Annotated in this window: 16 protein-coding genes; 1 reads left to right on the top strand and 15 read right to left on the bottom strand. The window is 42.3% G+C overall.

Features of this window, described 5'->3' with window-relative positions; all coding sequences use genetic code 11:
• Positions 1–16: 16 nt before the first annotated feature.
• Complete coding sequence (locus J7E52_RS01300) at positions 17–1,327, bottom strand: amidohydrolase family protein (RefSeq protein WP_214743343.1); 1,311 nt, start codon at positions 1,325–1,327, stop codon at positions 17–19.
• Between the two features lie 205 nt (positions 1,328–1,532).
• A complete protein-coding gene (locus J7E52_RS01295; RefSeq protein WP_214743342.1) occupies positions 1,533–2,510 on the bottom strand; it encodes a zinc-dependent alcohol dehydrogenase family protein in 978 nt (325 codons plus the stop codon).
• A gap of 210 nt (positions 2,511–2,720) precedes the next feature.
• On the opposite strand from J7E52_RS01295, the gene J7E52_RS01290 reads away from it, so the two are divergent.
• Positions 2,721–3,059 carry a YmaF family protein gene (locus tag J7E52_RS01290; protein ID WP_214743559.1) on the top strand — a complete coding sequence of 113 codons (339 nt, stop codon included), beginning with the start codon at positions 2,721–2,723 and terminating at the stop codon, positions 3,057–3,059.
• A 64-nt stretch (positions 3,060–3,123) separates the two neighbouring features.
• Here J7E52_RS01290 and J7E52_RS01285 read toward each other — a convergent pair whose 3' ends face one another.
• From J7E52_RS01285 to J7E52_RS01225, 13 genes are all read right to left on the bottom strand, one after another.
• Complete coding sequence (locus J7E52_RS01285) at positions 3,124–3,912, bottom strand: ABC transporter ATP-binding protein (protein ID WP_214743341.1); 789 nt, start codon at positions 3,910–3,912, stop codon at positions 3,124–3,126.
• Positions 3,913–3,927: 15 nt separating this feature from the next.
• Positions 3,928–4,941, bottom strand: coding sequence for a FecCD family ABC transporter permease (locus J7E52_RS01280; RefSeq protein ID WP_214743340.1), 1,014 nt, complete (start codon positions 4,939–4,941; stop codon positions 3,928–3,930).
• On the bottom strand, positions 4,938–5,942 hold the full coding sequence (locus J7E52_RS01275; RefSeq protein ID WP_214743339.1) for a FecCD family ABC transporter permease: 1,005 nt from the start codon (positions 5,940–5,942) through the stop codon (positions 4,938–4,940). Before J7E52_RS01275 ends, J7E52_RS01280 begins: the two co-directional genes overlap by 4 nt.
• Positions 5,943–6,031: 89 nt before the next feature.
• The gene (locus J7E52_RS01270; RefSeq protein ID WP_214743558.1) at positions 6,032–6,997 is read right to left on the bottom strand and encodes an ABC transporter substrate-binding protein; all 966 of its coding nucleotides are present in this window, start codon (positions 6,995–6,997) and stop codon (positions 6,032–6,034) included.
• 272 nt (positions 6,998–7,269) lie between these two features.
• Complete coding sequence (locus tag J7E52_RS01265) at positions 7,270–8,496, bottom strand: MFS transporter (protein WP_214743338.1); 1,227 nt, start codon at positions 8,494–8,496, stop codon at positions 7,270–7,272.
• A gap of 206 nt (positions 8,497–8,702) precedes the next feature.
• On the bottom strand, positions 8,703–9,956 hold the full coding sequence (hisD, locus tag J7E52_RS01260) for a histidinol dehydrogenase (RefSeq protein ID WP_214743337.1): 1,254 nt from the start codon (positions 9,954–9,956) through the stop codon (positions 8,703–8,705).
• A gap of 64 nt (positions 9,957–10,020) precedes the next feature.
• Complete coding sequence (locus J7E52_RS01255) at positions 10,021–11,259, bottom strand: ester cyclase (RefSeq protein WP_214743336.1); 1,239 nt, start codon at positions 11,257–11,259, stop codon at positions 10,021–10,023.
• A gap of 73 nt (positions 11,260–11,332) precedes the next feature.
• Entirely contained in the window at positions 11,333–12,109 is a 777-nt protein-coding gene (locus J7E52_RS01250) for an HpcH/HpaI aldolase family protein (RefSeq protein WP_214743335.1), read from the bottom strand.
• A gap of 43 nt (positions 12,110–12,152) precedes the next feature.
• Positions 12,153–12,863, bottom strand: a complete 711-nt coding sequence (locus tag J7E52_RS01245) for an alpha/beta fold hydrolase (protein ID WP_214743334.1) — start codon at positions 12,861–12,863, stop codon at positions 12,153–12,155.
• Positions 12,864–12,865: 2 nt separating this feature from the next.
• Complete coding sequence (locus tag J7E52_RS01240; RefSeq protein WP_214743333.1) at positions 12,866–13,489, bottom strand: cupin domain-containing protein; 624 nt, start codon at positions 13,487–13,489, stop codon at positions 12,866–12,868.
• 63 nt (positions 13,490–13,552) lie between these two features.
• Positions 13,553–14,986 carry an aldehyde dehydrogenase family protein gene (locus tag J7E52_RS01235; protein ID WP_309476844.1) on the bottom strand — a complete coding sequence of 478 codons (1,434 nt, stop codon included), beginning with the start codon at positions 14,984–14,986 and terminating at the stop codon, positions 13,553–13,555.
• Between the two features lie 4 nt (positions 14,987–14,990).
• A complete protein-coding gene (locus tag J7E52_RS01230; RefSeq protein WP_214743331.1) occupies positions 14,991–16,178 on the bottom strand; it encodes an iron-containing alcohol dehydrogenase in 1,188 nt (395 codons plus the stop codon).
• Between the two features lie 34 nt (positions 16,179–16,212).
• Positions 16,213–16,980 carry an SDR family NAD(P)-dependent oxidoreductase gene (locus J7E52_RS01225; RefSeq protein ID WP_286197342.1) on the bottom strand — a complete coding sequence of 256 codons (768 nt, stop codon included), beginning with the start codon at positions 16,978–16,980 and terminating at the stop codon, positions 16,213–16,215.
• Positions 16,981–17,221: the final 241 nt, after the last annotated feature.

Below are 17,221 nucleotides of genomic sequence, written 5' to 3'. Positions count from 1 at the left end.
TGTTTTCCCATCAGCGTTATCGTGATAGGGTACCTTGCAGACGATTGGTTTCGGCTATTACTTTTTCTTCATCGATCGTTAAACAGCGGCCATCTTTCACGACGTTTTTGCCATCAATGTATACATCACATACATCATTTCCGCGTGCTGCATAAAGCAGGTGCGAATAGGCTTCACTCAGCGGCTGCAGATGTTCTTTGTCATATGGGTAAATGGTGATGAAATCTGCTTTTTTACCAGCTTCCAGTGATCCTGTATGGCCCATGCCTACTGCTTCGGCTCCCATTCTTGTGGCCATGGCGAGTGCCGTTTGGGCAGGGAATTTAGTGGCATCCTTATAGATTCCTTTTTGCAGTAATGCAGCTGTCCTCATTTCTTCGAACATATCGAAGTTATTATTGGAGGCGACGCCATCTGTTGCCACTCCCACTTTAATGCCTGCATCTAGAAGGCTGACTACGTCTGCTATTCCAGATCCGAGCTTCAGGTTACTGATTGGATTATGGGCAACGCGAACATCATGCTGTTTTAGGATCGCCCGCTCTTCATCATTGAGAACCACACCATGTGCCATCACTGTAGGCTGATCGAACAGCCCTAGACGGCGAAGGTGCTCGACTGGACGGGACCCGTAACGTTTTTCGATGTCGAGGATTTCAAAGTCCGTTTCCGATACGTGAATGTGCACCATCAAATCATTCTCTTTTGCAATCCGTGCACTTTCCATGATCGCTTCAGGTGTGCAGGCATATGGGCTATGTGGTGCGACCATTGTAGTCAGGCGGCCATCGGCAAATGTTTTATAGTTTTTTGAAAACTGTTCAGCCCCCATGAGGTTCGCTTTTTGGTCTTTTTCCGTACCCAAGCTGAAGATCGTGTAGGAAAAGGCTCCGCGCATTCCTGTTTCGCCGATCGTCTCCATTACAGCACCTGCATCAATTCCATTAGGATTAAACATATCCGAAAATGTCGTGGTTCCTGATTTCATCATTTCCATAATGCCAAGCTGTGAACTTACAGCGGCGATTTCCGTTGTAAACTGGCTTTCGATCGGCCATATTTTCGTTTCAAGCCATGGCTTCAGCAGCATATCGTCCCCGATACCGCGTAAAAGGGTCATTACAATATGCGAATGGGCATTCACAAGGCCTGGCATAATCCATTTACCGCCAAGGTTGACCACTTGGTCTGCATCTGCCAATTGTTCTTCAACATGCTGGCCGATGTAGGATATCGTATGATCCTGTACAATCATCATGCCGTTTTCAAAGATTTGATTTTCCTTGTCCATAGTAAAAAATGTAGCATTCATATATATTGTTTTCATAAGTATTTCCTCCAAAGTCGTCTCATGCATCAACATGTTCTATTCCGCATTCTAAACTAGAACCAAACAGGTAATCAAGTAATTCCATATTATCAGGGGCCATTTTCATTTACCTTAGGAACCTATTGGAAGTGCTCCAAGATGAATGCTTCCCTCAATATATCCGTTCAATCAGCAAACCACCATTGCAATTCAGCATGCAAGATCAGCTGCTTAAAAAAATCTTCCCTCTATTGCCCGTGACATTTATGGCTTCTTGCACATCTTGAAGGCTGTAGTAGGAATCCGGCATCATGAATTTCAACCTTTCATCAGCAATGAAACCCATCAAAAGGTTAAACGTTTCATGCCAAGTTTGAACGGAAGCCTGCTGATTCCAATGCCGAAGATGAAACATTTTAACATTCACTTTTGTCCTTTGTGAAATTTTTGCCCAATTTACAGACTGTCCTGATAAAAGGCCAATCGTCAATAAGATGCCATTAGGCCGAACACAAAAAGCTAGCTCTGAACCATCGATGCCGCCCACTGAATCTATGGCTGCTTTCGCTCCGCGCCCATTCGTCCATTCCATCACTGTATCATGCAATGATGATCGGGACGTATCGATCACATATGAAGCACCAAGTTTAAGCAGTTCTTCCATATACTTATTGTTTCTCGTTACAGCAATCAGCTTAAATCCAAGAATCTTGGATAACTGGGCAAGTACACGGCCAATGGAAGATCCGCAAGCATTTACGAGTAATGCATCATCCGGTTTCAATGTTAATACCTCTGTACAGATTAGCCATGCGGTTATCGGATTTATATATAATTGCGCTGCAATATGGTCCTCAATCGAATCCGGAATGACGATGGCCAGCTCCGCAGATGTTTTAACATAATCCTGCCAGGTCCCTTCACCGCGCAAAGGCAGAACACGCTTGCCTAACAGCTCTTTCGAAACCGATGGACCCACCTCTTCGACAATGCCGACCCCTTCATAACCAGGGATGGAAGGCAAGGGAATTCGGTGGGAATATGCACCGCGAATGGGCAGCAAGTCAGACGGGTTAATGGGACGTGTGCTCATCCGAACGAGGACTTCCCCTTCGAAAGGTTTTTGAATAAGTTTATTTTCAACTTTTAAAACCTTTTGCGGATTCCCAAACTCATAGAATTTAACACATTTGGCTTCCAAGATAATAAGTCTCCTTTAATAATATAAGTCTATCTATTTTATCATTTAAACTGATCCCACTGGCCAGTATTCTAAAAAACTTAACTGTTCATGTATCCTGGTTTTCCGCTTTTTACCCCTTTCCATAAACTTGACGTTAAGAATCTTCTTATTGTTCCAAGCATATGGTTTATAAAACGTTTGTTTATTCATGTACAAGGGGTGAAGAGACTGAATAATGTAGGAAAAAATGATTTTGTATCTGGGTTTGTACCACATCATAATCATGGATCTGTTGATTATACTTCCATAGCGGACGGCCATGTCCATCAATGTTTAGATGTAACATCCCCGCCCATTCCATCACAAGAGGGAGAACATATTCATTATACTGAAGGATATGTATTATTTGAGGATGGACATACCCATTATTATAAGGCATATTCGGGACCACCCATTCCGGTTGGAAATGGAATGCACGTCCATTATTACGACTTTTACACAACGGAAGATGATGGGCATAGACATAGAATTAAAGGGGTCGATCAACCTGCTCCAGGGAATAAATAAGATAAAAAAACATCAGGGGGATTGAAATCCCCCTGATGTTTTCTTGCTTCCCATTTTATTATATCTAATCTTGAGATAAGCCAATAGGAATGCAAAGAGGCGTTTGATCAACAGGGTTTTCAATAATACAGCATTCCAGTCTGAAGACGTCCTTGATCATATCTTTTGTAAATACCGTTTCAGGCGGTCCCTCTTTATAGATTTTCCCCTTCTTGATGCTAATCAGATGATCGGCATACTGTGCCGCTTGATTTAGATCATGCAGAACCATAACAATCGTACGCCCATAAGTTACGTTTAAATCGCGCAGTAATTCCAATATTTCAATTTGGTGCGCTAAGTCTAGATAGGTTGTCGGTTCATCTAACAATAATAGGTCGGTTTCTTGTACTAAAGCCATCGAAATCCAGGCTCTTTGCCTTTGTCCTCCAGATAATGCATCCAATGTCCGATCAGCAAACTCCGTCATTTTTGTTGCTGATAATGCACGGTCGACAATGGCATGATCTTCCGGGGTTTGCCTGGAAAATAAGCCTTTATGCGGATGCCTGCCATAATAGCATAGTTCTTTAACGGTTATATCTTCAGGAGCTTCCGGAGCTTGGGGTAAGATAGCCAATTTCTTTGCCACTTCCTTGGAAGATTGATGATGAATCGCTTTTCCATCTAAATAGATCGTGCCTTGCTGTGGCATTAATAATCTAGCTAGAGACCGTAGAATGGTGGATTTGCCACAACCATTGGAACCTATGATTATACTGATCTTACCTTCAGGAATTTCTAAATCGATATTATCAATGATTTGAGTTGACCCATAAGAGAGGGAAAGATGCTCTGCTGATAATGTTGTCATGATATTCAGCCTTCCTTATGTTATTTTTCGTTCACGGCGTAATAGATATAAAAAATATGGCACCCCAATCACCGCAGTGATAATTCCGGCGGGTATTTCTATTGGAGGGAATAACCCTCTTCCCAGGCTATCGGCAACGAGCAGAAAGATAGAACCGAAAAGAGCTGAAGCAGGAAGCAGAACCTTGAATTTTGACCCTACCACTCTCCGGGCAATATGGGGGGCAATTAAACCAATGAACCCGATGGAACCAACCGCTGCTACACAGACTCCGATTAAAATGACAGAAACACATAACAATATATAACGCAGTAATTTCGATCTTTCACCGAGACCTGTAGCTATATCGTCGCCAAGGCTCAGTACATCCATTTTTGAAGTTAATGCAATCAATACCGGGACAAGGACAAGACATGGAAGCAAAATGAATACTTGATCCCATCCTCTTCCCCATAGACTGCCTGTCAACCACAGCAGTGTCGTATTTACATCATCCGGGAACTTGACCATGAAATACTCTATGCCCGCTTGACATATGGCCCCTAAAGCAATTCCCACCAAAGCTATTGTATTTGGTTGAGCTCCTTTTTTATAAACGAAAATCATCAAAATTGCCGCCATGACCGCCGCTCCGATAAAAGCTGAAAGAGGCAGTATCATGATGGGCGATTGCGGAAATAAAACAATGACTATAACAGCTGCCAAACCGGCCCCCTTTGTTACCCCAATCACATCGGGAGAAGCCAATGGATTTCTAAGGACTCCTTGCAGAATGGCTCCTGCCGTTGCCAATCCGGCCCCAACTATCACGGCAATTAAAATACGTGGTATACGGTAGTTGTGCAGAATGAATGCCTGACTTTGCATGCCATTTCCAAGGAAATTTTGGAGAATTTCTAAAGGTGAGATATAAATCGCCCCTAAGCCCAGGCTCACCAATGATAAAATCAGCATGGTAACCGTCAGCAATAGGATAATAGAAAAAGGGTGCAAAGTTGATTTCAACCCAAATGTCCGTTTTAGTTTCATTGCTTAATATTCCTCCCCCTCTTCGCTAAATAAAGGAAGAATGGCGCACCGATCATAGCTGTTACGATTCCTACCGGCGACTCAAAAGGATAAGCGATAAACCGAGCGAGAATATCTGCGTAAACTAAGAGCAAAGCACCGAATAATGCAGAAAAAGGGATGATTCTTCGATAATCCCCGCCCACCAGTCTCCTGACGATATGAGGAATGATCAATCCTACAAAGCCCACTGGGCCTGCGACGGCAACCGAAGATCCTGCCAATATGATCACCAAAATTCCTGCTAAAATACGGATTCGATACACCCGTTGCCCAAGTCCCTGCGCCATATTTTCTCCTAAGACAAGGATAGAAACAGATCGAGAGAACAAGACAGCTACAACTAGCCCGAAAAGAGACCAAGGAAGAATCATGTTTACGTGCGCCCATGTTTTCCCATTAATAGACCCGACTAACCAGTAGAGCACATCTTTCGCTTGTTCATTAAAGATGATCATGCCTTGCGTTAAAGAAGATAAAAAAAAGTGAACAGCCATTCCAGCCAATGCCAGCTTTACTTGTGTCATTCCTCCTCCCGAAGCAAAAGAATAGACCGCCATCCCTCCCACTGCTGCACCAATGAATGCAACGCAAACTAGAGAGACGGAAGAAAGGTTAGGAAAGAAAACAAAAGCTGACACAATAAAAAATGAGGCACCGGCATTAACACCAAACACTTGTGGAGAAGCTAATGAATTCCGGGTAATTGCCTGCATGAGAGCACCCGCCACCGCTAAATTAGCACCGACCAATGCTCCAACTAAAGCTCGGGGCAATCGAAGAGTCCTTATAATCGTCTGTTCCTTGGAAGAGTCGACCTCAAAAAAAGACTTCAAAACCATTGATGCATCAATATCGGCCGCTCCCACAGAAATACTCGTCAGTACTCCTATAATCAGCAAAACGATTCCAGCGATAGCTGTAGAATACACTTTCAGTTTACTTCTAACTACAGTTTCCATTGACTATACAACACACTTCCTAACAAAGATTTGATACTAATGGAAAGCGAAGTAAGAATGTGTTCTCTTACTTCGCTTTTGTTCCTCTATTATTCACCAAGCATTTTTAAAGTGTCTTTAGCAATGGCCTCTGCCGATACAACACCACGGTATCTCGTCCATAAATCTCGATCAACACTATACACCTGTCCGTTTTTTACAGCCTTCAAGTTTTTCCAAAGAGGATTGTCTTTCCACTCATCAGTAAGTAACTTACCCTCATTGTTCGCTAGAAGCAGCACATCCGGATTAATCTCGACAAGCTGCTCCAGATTCATCTCGGCATGTGGCTGTTCCTGCTGAATGGCATTTTTCAATCCCATGCGTTCCAGCAATTCTCCATCATAAGAAGAAGAAGTATGAGCTTGGAATGAAGTATCTCGTACAACTGCAGGTAAAACCGTCATATTTGAATCAACTGTAAGTTTTGATTTAAGTTCCTTAATCGTTTTTTCATGCTCGCTCAATCTTTTTTCTGCAGCATCTTCCTGATTTACTGCCTTAGCGATCGTTTTAAAAGAATCCAAATTTTCTTGATATGTAGATTCACGACTTTTTAAGACAACGGTAGGAGCAATCTGCTGTAAATCTTTATAAATCCCTTTATGCCGCTCAGCATCTGCAATGATTAAATCCGGCTGTAAAGAACTGATAACCTCTAAATTAGGCTGCTCACGTGTTCCAACAGAAGTATAATCCATTTCTTGACCTACAAGTTTTGTAATCATATCTTTTTTGTTGTCATCTGAAATCCCGATAGGTTTTATCCCTAGGGCATTTAAAGAATCAACGAAAGATAACTCAAGCGTAACTATTTTTTTAGGAGTATTTTTAATTTCCGTTTCTCCCATTTCATGCTTAATCGTCCTTATTTCTTGATTACTTGTTTCGGTAGATGTCTTCTCTGCTTCTGTTGTTTTTTGAGAATTATTACATCCTGTTAACATCATCATAATCGCAAATAACAGGATTAACGCTCCTCCCCCAAATGTTCTTACTTTTCTAGATTCTCTCATTTTTTGCACCCTTTCCTACATCTATACCTATTTACTTTCTTATCAAACGAACACATAATTGAAAATGATTATCATTATCCTGTTGTAATGATAAAGTCAGAGATTGATACCGTCAATATTAATGAAATTTTGGGAATAAAAATCATTATGGCCATTAAGAAAACCTGCATGCATTTTATTGATTACATGAAGTTGAACTTTAAAAACAGTCAAAATAAAAAAGAGCAAACCCGTTAAGGTCTGCTCCTTTTACCCTTGCCTGTTCAAGGAATCTATTTTCTTTCCATCAGCATCTCTTCAAGAGGATATTCTTCATTTGTAGCTTCTTTTTTTGAGCGTTTTATGGAAGTTTTAATAAGAATGGTTGAAGCAATTGATAATGCCCCCATGATCAAGTAGCCTGTTGATCTTGAAAACACTTCGATCAAGATGCCAATCAGGACGGGTCCTAAAAACATTCCAGCAGAATATAAGCTTTGGAACAAGCCCATTCTCGTGGATTGTTTAATCTCAGGAATATTTTCAACAGCCCAGGAAGTGACAACCGTAAAGATCAGCCCATAACCGAAACCTTGAAATGCCTGTAGTAGAAAAAGCATCGTTAAATTTTCAGCATAAGGAATCAATATGATGATGACCCCTTGTAAAACCGCTCCCAAAATCGCCGTGTTCATTAAACCGATTTTTTTATAAAAAAGGGCTCCGCATAATCCAGCCGCTAAACCATATATCACCAGGTGAGTGTTTGCCAGCATGCCAATCAAGAGTGGATTTGCTCCAAGGTCCGTTGCAACTAAAGGTGTGAATGTATCCCTTGTTCCAATGGTGACCATCAAAGCAATCGTTGCCAAAACCGAAATGACCCAGATTTTTTTATCGGTGATTTGCTCGACAAGTATTTTCTTATCGTATTTTACTTTTACCCCTTTAATACTGAGGTCTTTTGTGAAAAAAGTTAAAACAAGCGCTAGTATGGCGGCGGCCACCGCTACTAAAAAACTATACCGATACCCATAGCTATTGGCCACTAATGCACCGATGGTTGTCCCGAGGATGGAGCCAACCGGCGATGCAACACCCAATATCGCTACGGCTTTTGCAGCTTCCCTCACTCCAAAATAAGAGGCGAACATAACATTGTAAATAACCCAGGTGGAACCAGTTAAACCGTCCGAAATTTTCCCAAGGTACAATGTTGTTGAACTTGGTATGAAAAAGGCTAGCGTCCACATTACGATGGTTATCAGCAACCCCATTTGGATAAATAATCTTCGTTTATGCAGCATATCCGAAAATACACCTATCGGAAGTCGTGTCAATAAAGCAACAATCCCTGATATTCCGATAATACTGCCTATTATAACTGAATCGAACCCAAGATCTTTAGCATAAGAGGAGATAAATGGATCAAATGCCGTAATGGTGACAAAGAACAACAAGCTAATGATAAAGAATAAGATGGTTTCTTTTCGATTATTAATTTTATTAGTTTTGTTCATATATTCCACCCTTTCATTCCCCTCCCTTTCGCCCCACTGGACAGAAAGGCGATGCTCTTAGTGATTACACATATTTTCATATATTTTCCAGGGTTGATACAGCCCATCCACCCGACATTTCAGGCAGAATGGGAGTATCCATTTATTCTAGCGGCTGCACCACTAATTGAATGCGTTTTCAGCAATTTCTATCATTTAGAGCACACTCATGTCAACCTGACAGTTGCCGATAATTTATGGCCTTCCAAGCCTTCGATTTCTGATTGATCTTCCGCATGGGATGCCAGGAATTGAATGCCTTGGCCTGTGATTTCCTGATGTGTCATGACTTTCACATAACTTCCTGCCCAAAGTCCCCCGGTATATCTTGCTGCTTTTTGAGTCGGCAATGTATGGTTCGTTCCAGAGACTTTGTCAGAGAAGACGACTGAACTGCCTTCATCAAGGAACAATGATCCATAGTTATTTAGTTTATCCATCAATTCGCGGCTATTATTGATATGCAAATGTAAATGTTCAATGGCATAATCATTGCAAATATCCAGTCCTTCTTGAAATGAATCTGCATAAATGATTTCCCCTCTTTTTTCCCATGATTCGTGTGCAGGGGAAGATGGTGAGAAGGTTTTCAAAAAGCCTTCGATTTCTTTTTCAGTTTCTTCGGCAACCGTTCGGGAAGTTGTGACAAGAATGGCCCGTGCGTACGGATCGTGTTCAGCTTGTGCAAGTAAATCGGCCGCTATTTTCACAGGTGATGCGGAATCATCAGCAAAAACCATCACTTCACTCGGTCCAGCAATAAGGTCTATGCCCACTTTACCGAACACTTGGCGTTTTGCTTCTGCTACAAACCGGTTTCCTGGCCCAGCGATGATATCCACTTCCGGGATGGATTCGGTTCCATATGCCATGGCCGCAATTGCCTGCGCACCGCCAATTGCAAAAATGTCTGTAGCACCGGAGCGGAGCAAGCCGTATAAAACTGCCGGATGGATGCCGCCTTCATAATTGGCTGGGCTGCAGGCAACGATTCTTTTTGCTCCCGCTACCTTTGCTGGGGCAACGACCATCGGTCCTGATGATAATAACGGGAATCTCCCGCCTGGTACATAAGCACCCACCTTTTCGATCGGTACGATTCTATGCCCCATCCTGATTCCCTCGCCAAAATCCTTTTCGAATGGAGTTAGGCAGCTCAACTGTGCTTTAGCAAATTCGGAAACTCTTTCAACGACCCGATCAATCAGCACTTTTACCTCTTCAGGAAGAGTCCTGATACAACGCTCGATCTCCTCTTCACTAACCCGGACCGGACGATCGGAATCACCGAATTTCTTTTCATATTCCCGTACGGCATCATCCCCGCCTGCTTTTACATTTTCAATGATGGACTTCACTGTTTGTTCTACTTCATGTGAAGAGGTCTGTTCAAATACGTCCGCTTTCTTTATATATTCCATCCTATTTTCCCCCTAATCATTTTTTAGTGAAGAGACGGCTGCAGCACAGCCGTCAACTGGACAATCAAGATACGCCGGTAAAGTTCCCATCATCGATCGTGGATTCACCATCTTGTTGTGATTCGTTTTCATCAGGCAAATAGATCTGACGCAACACTTCCATTCCATCAAACAATAGCCATTCTTCCGAAATCTTTTCATTACGGATTTTATAGTGGCTGATTCCAGCAATATCAATGGCTTTTCCGCTAGGGGCTCCGAAGTATCCTGTTCCTTCGTGCACTCCCTGTATTCTCCAGCGAACTGCTACATCCCAATCACTGTCAGATCCGCGTCTATTACAAGTTACCCGTTCAAGGATCACTTTCCCATTCGGTATGGAGGCAAAGAGGCTCATGAACATTCCTTGAATTTCACTTACTCCGATTACATCCTTGTTGCAGACATAATGTACGACCGCATTTTCCTCATAATATTCCCGAACAAAATTAAATGAGCGTCGAGCCCAAATCCGATTGAATACAAGCTGCATGAACTCCCCTATCTCGAACTCATCAGAAGATGGAGTGAATAGTTTTGGAGGAAGTCCCGTTTCTGCTGTCTCTTTAAACCCAAACTGTATCGAAGGAGCAAGCTTCTGCGTACTTTTAGCCATTTTTTTAGCAAACTCGACCGGATCCAATCCAAGTTGCTGGACAAGATGATATGTATCCATTACAAGCCATTCTTCGTAAATCTTATTATTTAAAATCATACAATCAGCGCTTGTTCTGAACATCACTTTCTTTCCGGTGGCAGGACCGTATAAACTATCTCCAAGGTTCGTTGCAACTGAACGCCCTCGGTGTGAAGTGAAAAACCCTGCTTCATCATCACCTGACCAGATTACACTCCATCCCAGTCCCTTCCGATCCGGAAAAGCGTGCAATGTTTGCAGCGTACCTGAGATGACTTCGTTAACCCCATGGCTATTGATCAACCCTTTATGAACAGATATGCTTGTGCTATACGTATCGTAAATAAGCCCGATGTCTTTCTCTTTCCAGATTTGACGTGTAATTTTCACTATATAATCAACGATGTTATTGTATTCTGGGTTAAAACCGTTCATCCTCTGTTTCTTTTGATTCGTTTCTTCTATATTAATGTAGTCATAATCATCTTTTGTATCGAGCATATTAACGTCTTCAGCATCAGCATAGAAGATGAAGTTTGGTGATTTCTTGACCGGTTGGATTGTGCTCTTTGCTGTTTTTTCTTCTTTTGGAGCTACTTCGATTGAACCTGTCTTCTTTTCTGCCATAATACCCATCCTTTTCGTATAAAGTAGTTTCGTTGAAAAGTCCATAACCAAAATACAGGGACTCCTTTTATAGTCATTTAACAGATTGAGTGGCCTTGCTTGCAGAGACAACTTCACTTAATGCAGATGTAAGCAAATTATTTAATATGACTCCAACGTATTTTGCGCCTTTGTCAAAAGCCCCATTAGCAGCATTGCTATCACCGGCTACGGTACCGATCGGCACATCGAGCTCTTTACCTTTTATGTACAGTTCATTGATGACCTTTTGCACTTCAGGATGACTTGCACCTTCTAGTTGATATCCCATGTTCACCGAGAGGTCTGTGGAACCGATAAATGCCAAATCAATTCCAGGAACTGTTGCAATGGCTTCAAAATTGTTTGCTGCATCAAGCGTTTCAATATGCACAATTATCATAACATTTTCATTACTCTCATCTAAATAAGGTTTTCCACTATCTTTTCCGTAACGAGCTGGCCTTGTTGAATACGACACCCCTCTATTTCCATATGGAGGGAATTTAGCCCGCTTAACTACATCAAATGCCTCTTCTTTTGAATTGACCATTGGTACTTGTATACCTTTTGCCCCGCGATCTAAAGCCTTTTGAATACTGGAAGGATCATATGAAACCCGGACGATCGGGACAAGCCCGACAGAATCTGCCGTACGGATAATGTTTTCAAGCTCTGATGGACTGAATGCACCATGCTCGTCATCTATTACGACGAAATCAAAGCCGGCATAACCGAGCATTTCGACTAATGGCGGGGAATTTATTCCTAAAAACACACCAAGAACTTGGTCCCCACGTTTTATTTTTTCCTTTATGGCATTATTATTCATCGTCTTCCCTCTCTTTCTACAGACTCGTTCAATGCTGTAAAGATCACGTCCAGTTCCCATCACATGACAACCATTTCCTCAATGCAGCACTTACTTTTTCAGGCTGTTCCAAAGCGCTTAAATGGCCCGAATGGCCTATGATTTCAAGTCTCGCCGTCGGGATGTTTTCCGTTAAAAACTCGGACATGTGCAGGGGACACACCCTGTCTTCCCTTCCTACCAAAATCATGGTCGGGCATGCAATGGCAGGAAGGATGGAACGTTGGTCAGAGCGCGTCATCACTGCTTTTAACTGATTGATATATCCTTCGATACCGACTTTTTCAGCCATATCGATAATCTTCGAAACTAATGCTTCATCATTTCTCCGGTCGTGGTGGATTAACACCGGCAGAAGGTGATTGATTGTAATATCCAGAAATTGACCGTCATTCGCCATATCGATGAACCTCTCCCAGCCTGCGATTTGTTCCAGGCTAGGAGGATTTGGGTTTGTATCAAGCAATGCCAATTTCATGACCCGTTCTGGTGCAAGGCGCATGATTTCCAGAGAAATGATGCCACCCAGTGATAAGCCTGCAAGTGCAAACATATCAGGCGCCTCTTCCAATACCGACTTTGCGATTCCTTCTATAGTATCAGCCTTTGATACATCACAGACTTTCGCATCTGCAAGATCTGATAGGTTCACCATTTCCCATAGACGTTCATCACAAAGTGTACCCGGAAGCAAAATGAGCGGTACTTTATTCATCCTTATTTTTCACCCATTTTCAATTTATCGGCAATTTCCTTTTCAAGTTCTTCAAAGTTATCCGGTTTAATCATTTTGCCTAAATCATTGGCAAAAAATCCATATTCAGCTGCATCCTTGATCACTTTTGGCGACCAGTAAGGGTCTTTTCCATCAAATACTTTATGTTGTTCAAGAACGGCGAAGATCCAAGCATCTTCTTCACTGATGTTTTCGAAACCTCTCCATAAGCCTGGCGGTAATGAAATTAAGTCCCATTGATCGATGATCGTTTCGCCATCAATTTCGTCTGGACCCTTCCCCCAGTAGAAACGCCATTTTCCTGAAAGAGGAAGGAAGGATTCAATGTAATCATGTGTATGGTAAGCAGGCCCGTTTCCTTTTTGGGCTTTCACCATTCCAATTTGAAAACCATGCGGCTCGGTAATTTCAGGAGTGAAATTATCATTTTCACTTGCTGTATCGCCTATTAATGTATAGTTGATACGTTGATGACCCGGAATGATGCTATCAATGAACATTAACGGTATTCCTTTTGATTTCATTTGATCAAATCGGACGATCCAATTGTTTTCCATTTCCTCATTCGTTACCGATTTTTTTACTTTAGGCTCTTGTACTGACATTTTAGTTTCCCCTTCCGTGTTCGTTAATTTTTTTTTATTTCTCAATTTTCATGACCGGTCTATTTAGAGGGTAAAGACGGCTAGTTTTAATTCTGTCATTTCCTCGACTGAATACTTAACACCTTCCCTGCCAGTCCCGCTGTTTTTCACACCGCCATATGGCATTTGGTCAACCCTGAATGATGGTATGTCATTCACGATAACACCCCCGACCTCAAGCCGTTCAACAGCGTCAAAGGCTTTTGGCATGGAAGTCGTATACACACCTGCTTGAAGACCGTATAAAGAATCATTCACAAGGTCGATCGCTTCATCCCATGTTTTATAGGAATTCACTGAAACGATTGGGGCAAATGCTTCTTGACAGCTTATTTCCTGTGTTGAACCTGCATTTTTGATAATGGTTGGATGAAGGGCTGCACCTGTTCTTTGACCGCCATATGCGATTTCCGTTCCAGCCTTTCTAGCCGATTCAATCCACCCTTCCACTCGTTTGGCTTCATTAATGGTGATCAACGCGGAAAGATCTGTATCTTCGGATTCCGGATCCCCAAATTTAAGTTGCTTCGTCTTTTCTGTAAACTTTTGCAAAAATGCCTCATATAAATCTTCCTGTACATAAATTCGTTGGACAGAGATGCAAACCTGGCCCGAATAGGCAAATGAACCTTCTACACAGCGGAGCGCAACGGCATCCAAGTCATCGGCACTGTCAATGATGACAGCTGAATTTGAACCAAGCTCCAATGTCACCTTTTTCAAGCCCGCTTTTTCTTTGATCCCCAAACCGACTTCGACACTTCCTGTAAATGTAACCATTTTAATTCTCGGATCAGTGACCAATACATCGCCGACGACGCTTCCTTTACCTGTGACAACATTCAGGGCACCTTTAGGTAAGCCTGCTTCTTCAAAAATTTCGGCTGCGGCCAACGCACTAAGCGGTGTCTGTGAAGCTGGCTTTAAAATGACTGAGTTGCCAGCAGCAAACGCAGGACCAAGCTTATGTGCAGCTAAATTAAATGGAAAGTTAAAGGGTGTGATGGCAGCAATAACGCCAAGCGGTTCACGCTTTGTATAAGCGAAACGGCCTTTGCCATTTTTAGCGGCATCCATCGGAATCGTTTCACCATGAATTCGTTTTGCCTCTTCTGCTGCAAACTTGTATGTTTCAATCGTGCGTAAAATTTCTCCTCTTGCAGCCTTTAAGGGCTTGGCATTTTCCTTAGCGAGTATTAATGCACACTCCTCAAGCCTTTCCTTAAAAATTCTAGCTGCACGCTCCAAGATATTTGAGCGCTCAAGGGCCGTTAACTTTTTCATTTCTTTTGCACCTTGTTCAGCACATTCTATCGCTTTTAGAACGGTTTCCTTCTCTGCCAAAGGCACTTGCGCAATCACTTTTCCGGAATAAGGCGATAGAAGATCGTAATGATTCTTTCCTTCCAGCCACTCGCCGCCAATGTATAATCTCTTTTTATCGGAATTTGTCGTGATCAAGTCAGTTTCCCACCCTTCCTTTAAAGGCGCTTTGATAGATTCCGAGAATCTTTTGTTCATTTAGCTTATAAGGAGTATTCGATAGCAAGCGATCAATTTTTGCAGCCTGTTCCGCCAGCATCGGTAATGAGTCCTCTTCAATACCAAGCTCTGATAACGATGTAGGTAAATCAAGATCTTCCAGAAGCTGATACATATAATCAACAACTGCCTTTAACGCTTCGCTTGGCTTTGATTTGAAATCCCCCAGCTGTAAAAAGGACGCTACATCCATCATTTCTTCCGTGCATGTTTTCCCAATAACTTCAAAAACAAATGGCATTAATAGGGCATTTGCGACTCCATGCTCAATATGGTATTTACCGCCTAGTGGATATGCCAGTGCATGAACCGCCCCAACCCCTGCATTTGCCAGAGCCACACCCGCTAACGAGCTTACCCAGCTCATCCCTGTTCGAGATTCCAAATCATTCCCGTTATGGACCGCTCTCGTAATGTTCGAAGAAAACAGTTTCATTGCTTTCTCGGAATAAACCTTCGTAAGCGGTGTAGCCTTGATGGCAATATAAGATTCAATGGCGTGTGTAAAGGCGTCCACCCCTGATGCCGCAGTTACACGTGACGGGCAGGAAATGGTCAATTCCGGATCGATGATTGCTACATCCGGAAGGAATACCGGGCTTACGATCCCCCTTTTTACTTGCTGCTCTTCATCGCCGAAAATGGCATTCATCGTAACTTCCGAACCTGTTCCTGAAGTTGTCGGCAAAAGAATGCATTTGACCGTTCTCGATTCAACCACATTTTCACCGTTTATATAGGATGTTATATCGCCTTTCCCGCATAATGCAGCTGTTGCTTTTGCTACATCCAGCGCACTTCCCCCGCCGATTCCGATGATTAAATCACATTTTTCGGCATCCAGCGTTTGTACGGCATCCTTCAATAGCTGAAACGTTGGCTCTCCCGAAATCTCCGTATATGTAATGATTTGTACGGAAAGGGGCTTAATATGATCCAACACTTTTTGAACGACGCCCACTTTTTCCAGACCTTTATCACTAACAACCGCAACCTTCTTTGCTCCCAGCTCTTCTATTTCCTTCACTAACGTCGTAAATGCCCCAACACCAACCCGGAAAACAGTCGGCATTCGAAAATCCTGGATAATACTTTGAGCAGCAGACATTATTCACCCTCCTTTGAATACGTATTCAAAAAACTCACCAGACAGTCCAACCGCCATCAACCACCAATGTTTGACCTGTCATCATATCTGAACAATCTGAAGCCAGATATACCACACCGCCAAATAAATCCTCCGTTTTAGCAAGTCTGCCAAGCGGAATTCTGCTCAATACTTCCTCTTTGAATGTTTCATCTTCAAACATCTGCTTGGTCATCGGTGTTTCAATGAAGGTTGGAGCAATGGCATTGACATTGACTTGATGCGGTGCCCATTCTATCGCAAGCGCTTTCGTCAGCTGTGTAATTCCCCCTTTACTGGAGGAGTATGCAGCCCGTTTGTAATAACCGACGAATGCCATTTGCGAAGACATGTTTATGATCTTGCCTTTTTTTTGGTCGATCATATACTTCCCTGCAGCCTGGCTCGTAAAAAATACACTTTTTAAATTAATGTCCAGTACCATATCCCAATCTTGCGGTGTCAACACTTCAGCTGGCTTGGCCACGTTTATTCCTGCATTATTTATTAAAATATCAATTTTACCGAAGTGTTTGTATATCCCTTCCATTACTTGCGCCGTTTCTTCAACCTTTGTTAAGTCAAATGAAACGGGTAAAACATTTGCACCGGTTTGCCCAATTTCATGTGCAGCTTCTTCAAGTTGCTCTTTATTGCGGGCAACTATCGCTATATCGGCCCCAGCCCGCGCAAGCAAAAGGGCTAAGTCTTTACCGATTCCTTTACTTGCCCCTGTAATGATGGCCACTTTACCGCTTAAATTAAATAAATGATTTATATCCAATCTATCACCTATCTTTACCTCATCGAGGCGATTTTTGTACATTCAGGCATTTTGCATTTCCATTTTGAATACGTATTCAAAATGAAGCGAAATTATTGGTACCGATTACAAATTAAAATATAAACAACTTTCTGACTTTTGTAAATAGTAAAAATGATTTTAAGTCAAAAATTTTTAAAATGACCAATTTCTTTTTAAGGAGAGATAATACACTTAATGTCCAATCCAAAACCGGCCATTC

Source organism: Bacillus sp. ISL-34 (assembly GCF_018613325.1).
Classification (GTDB): domain Bacteria; phylum Bacillota; class Bacilli; order Bacillales; family DSM-1321; genus Peribacillus.
The sequence above is the reverse complement of the archived record's forward strand: the minus strand, read 5'-3'. Positions and strand labels throughout refer to the sequence as shown.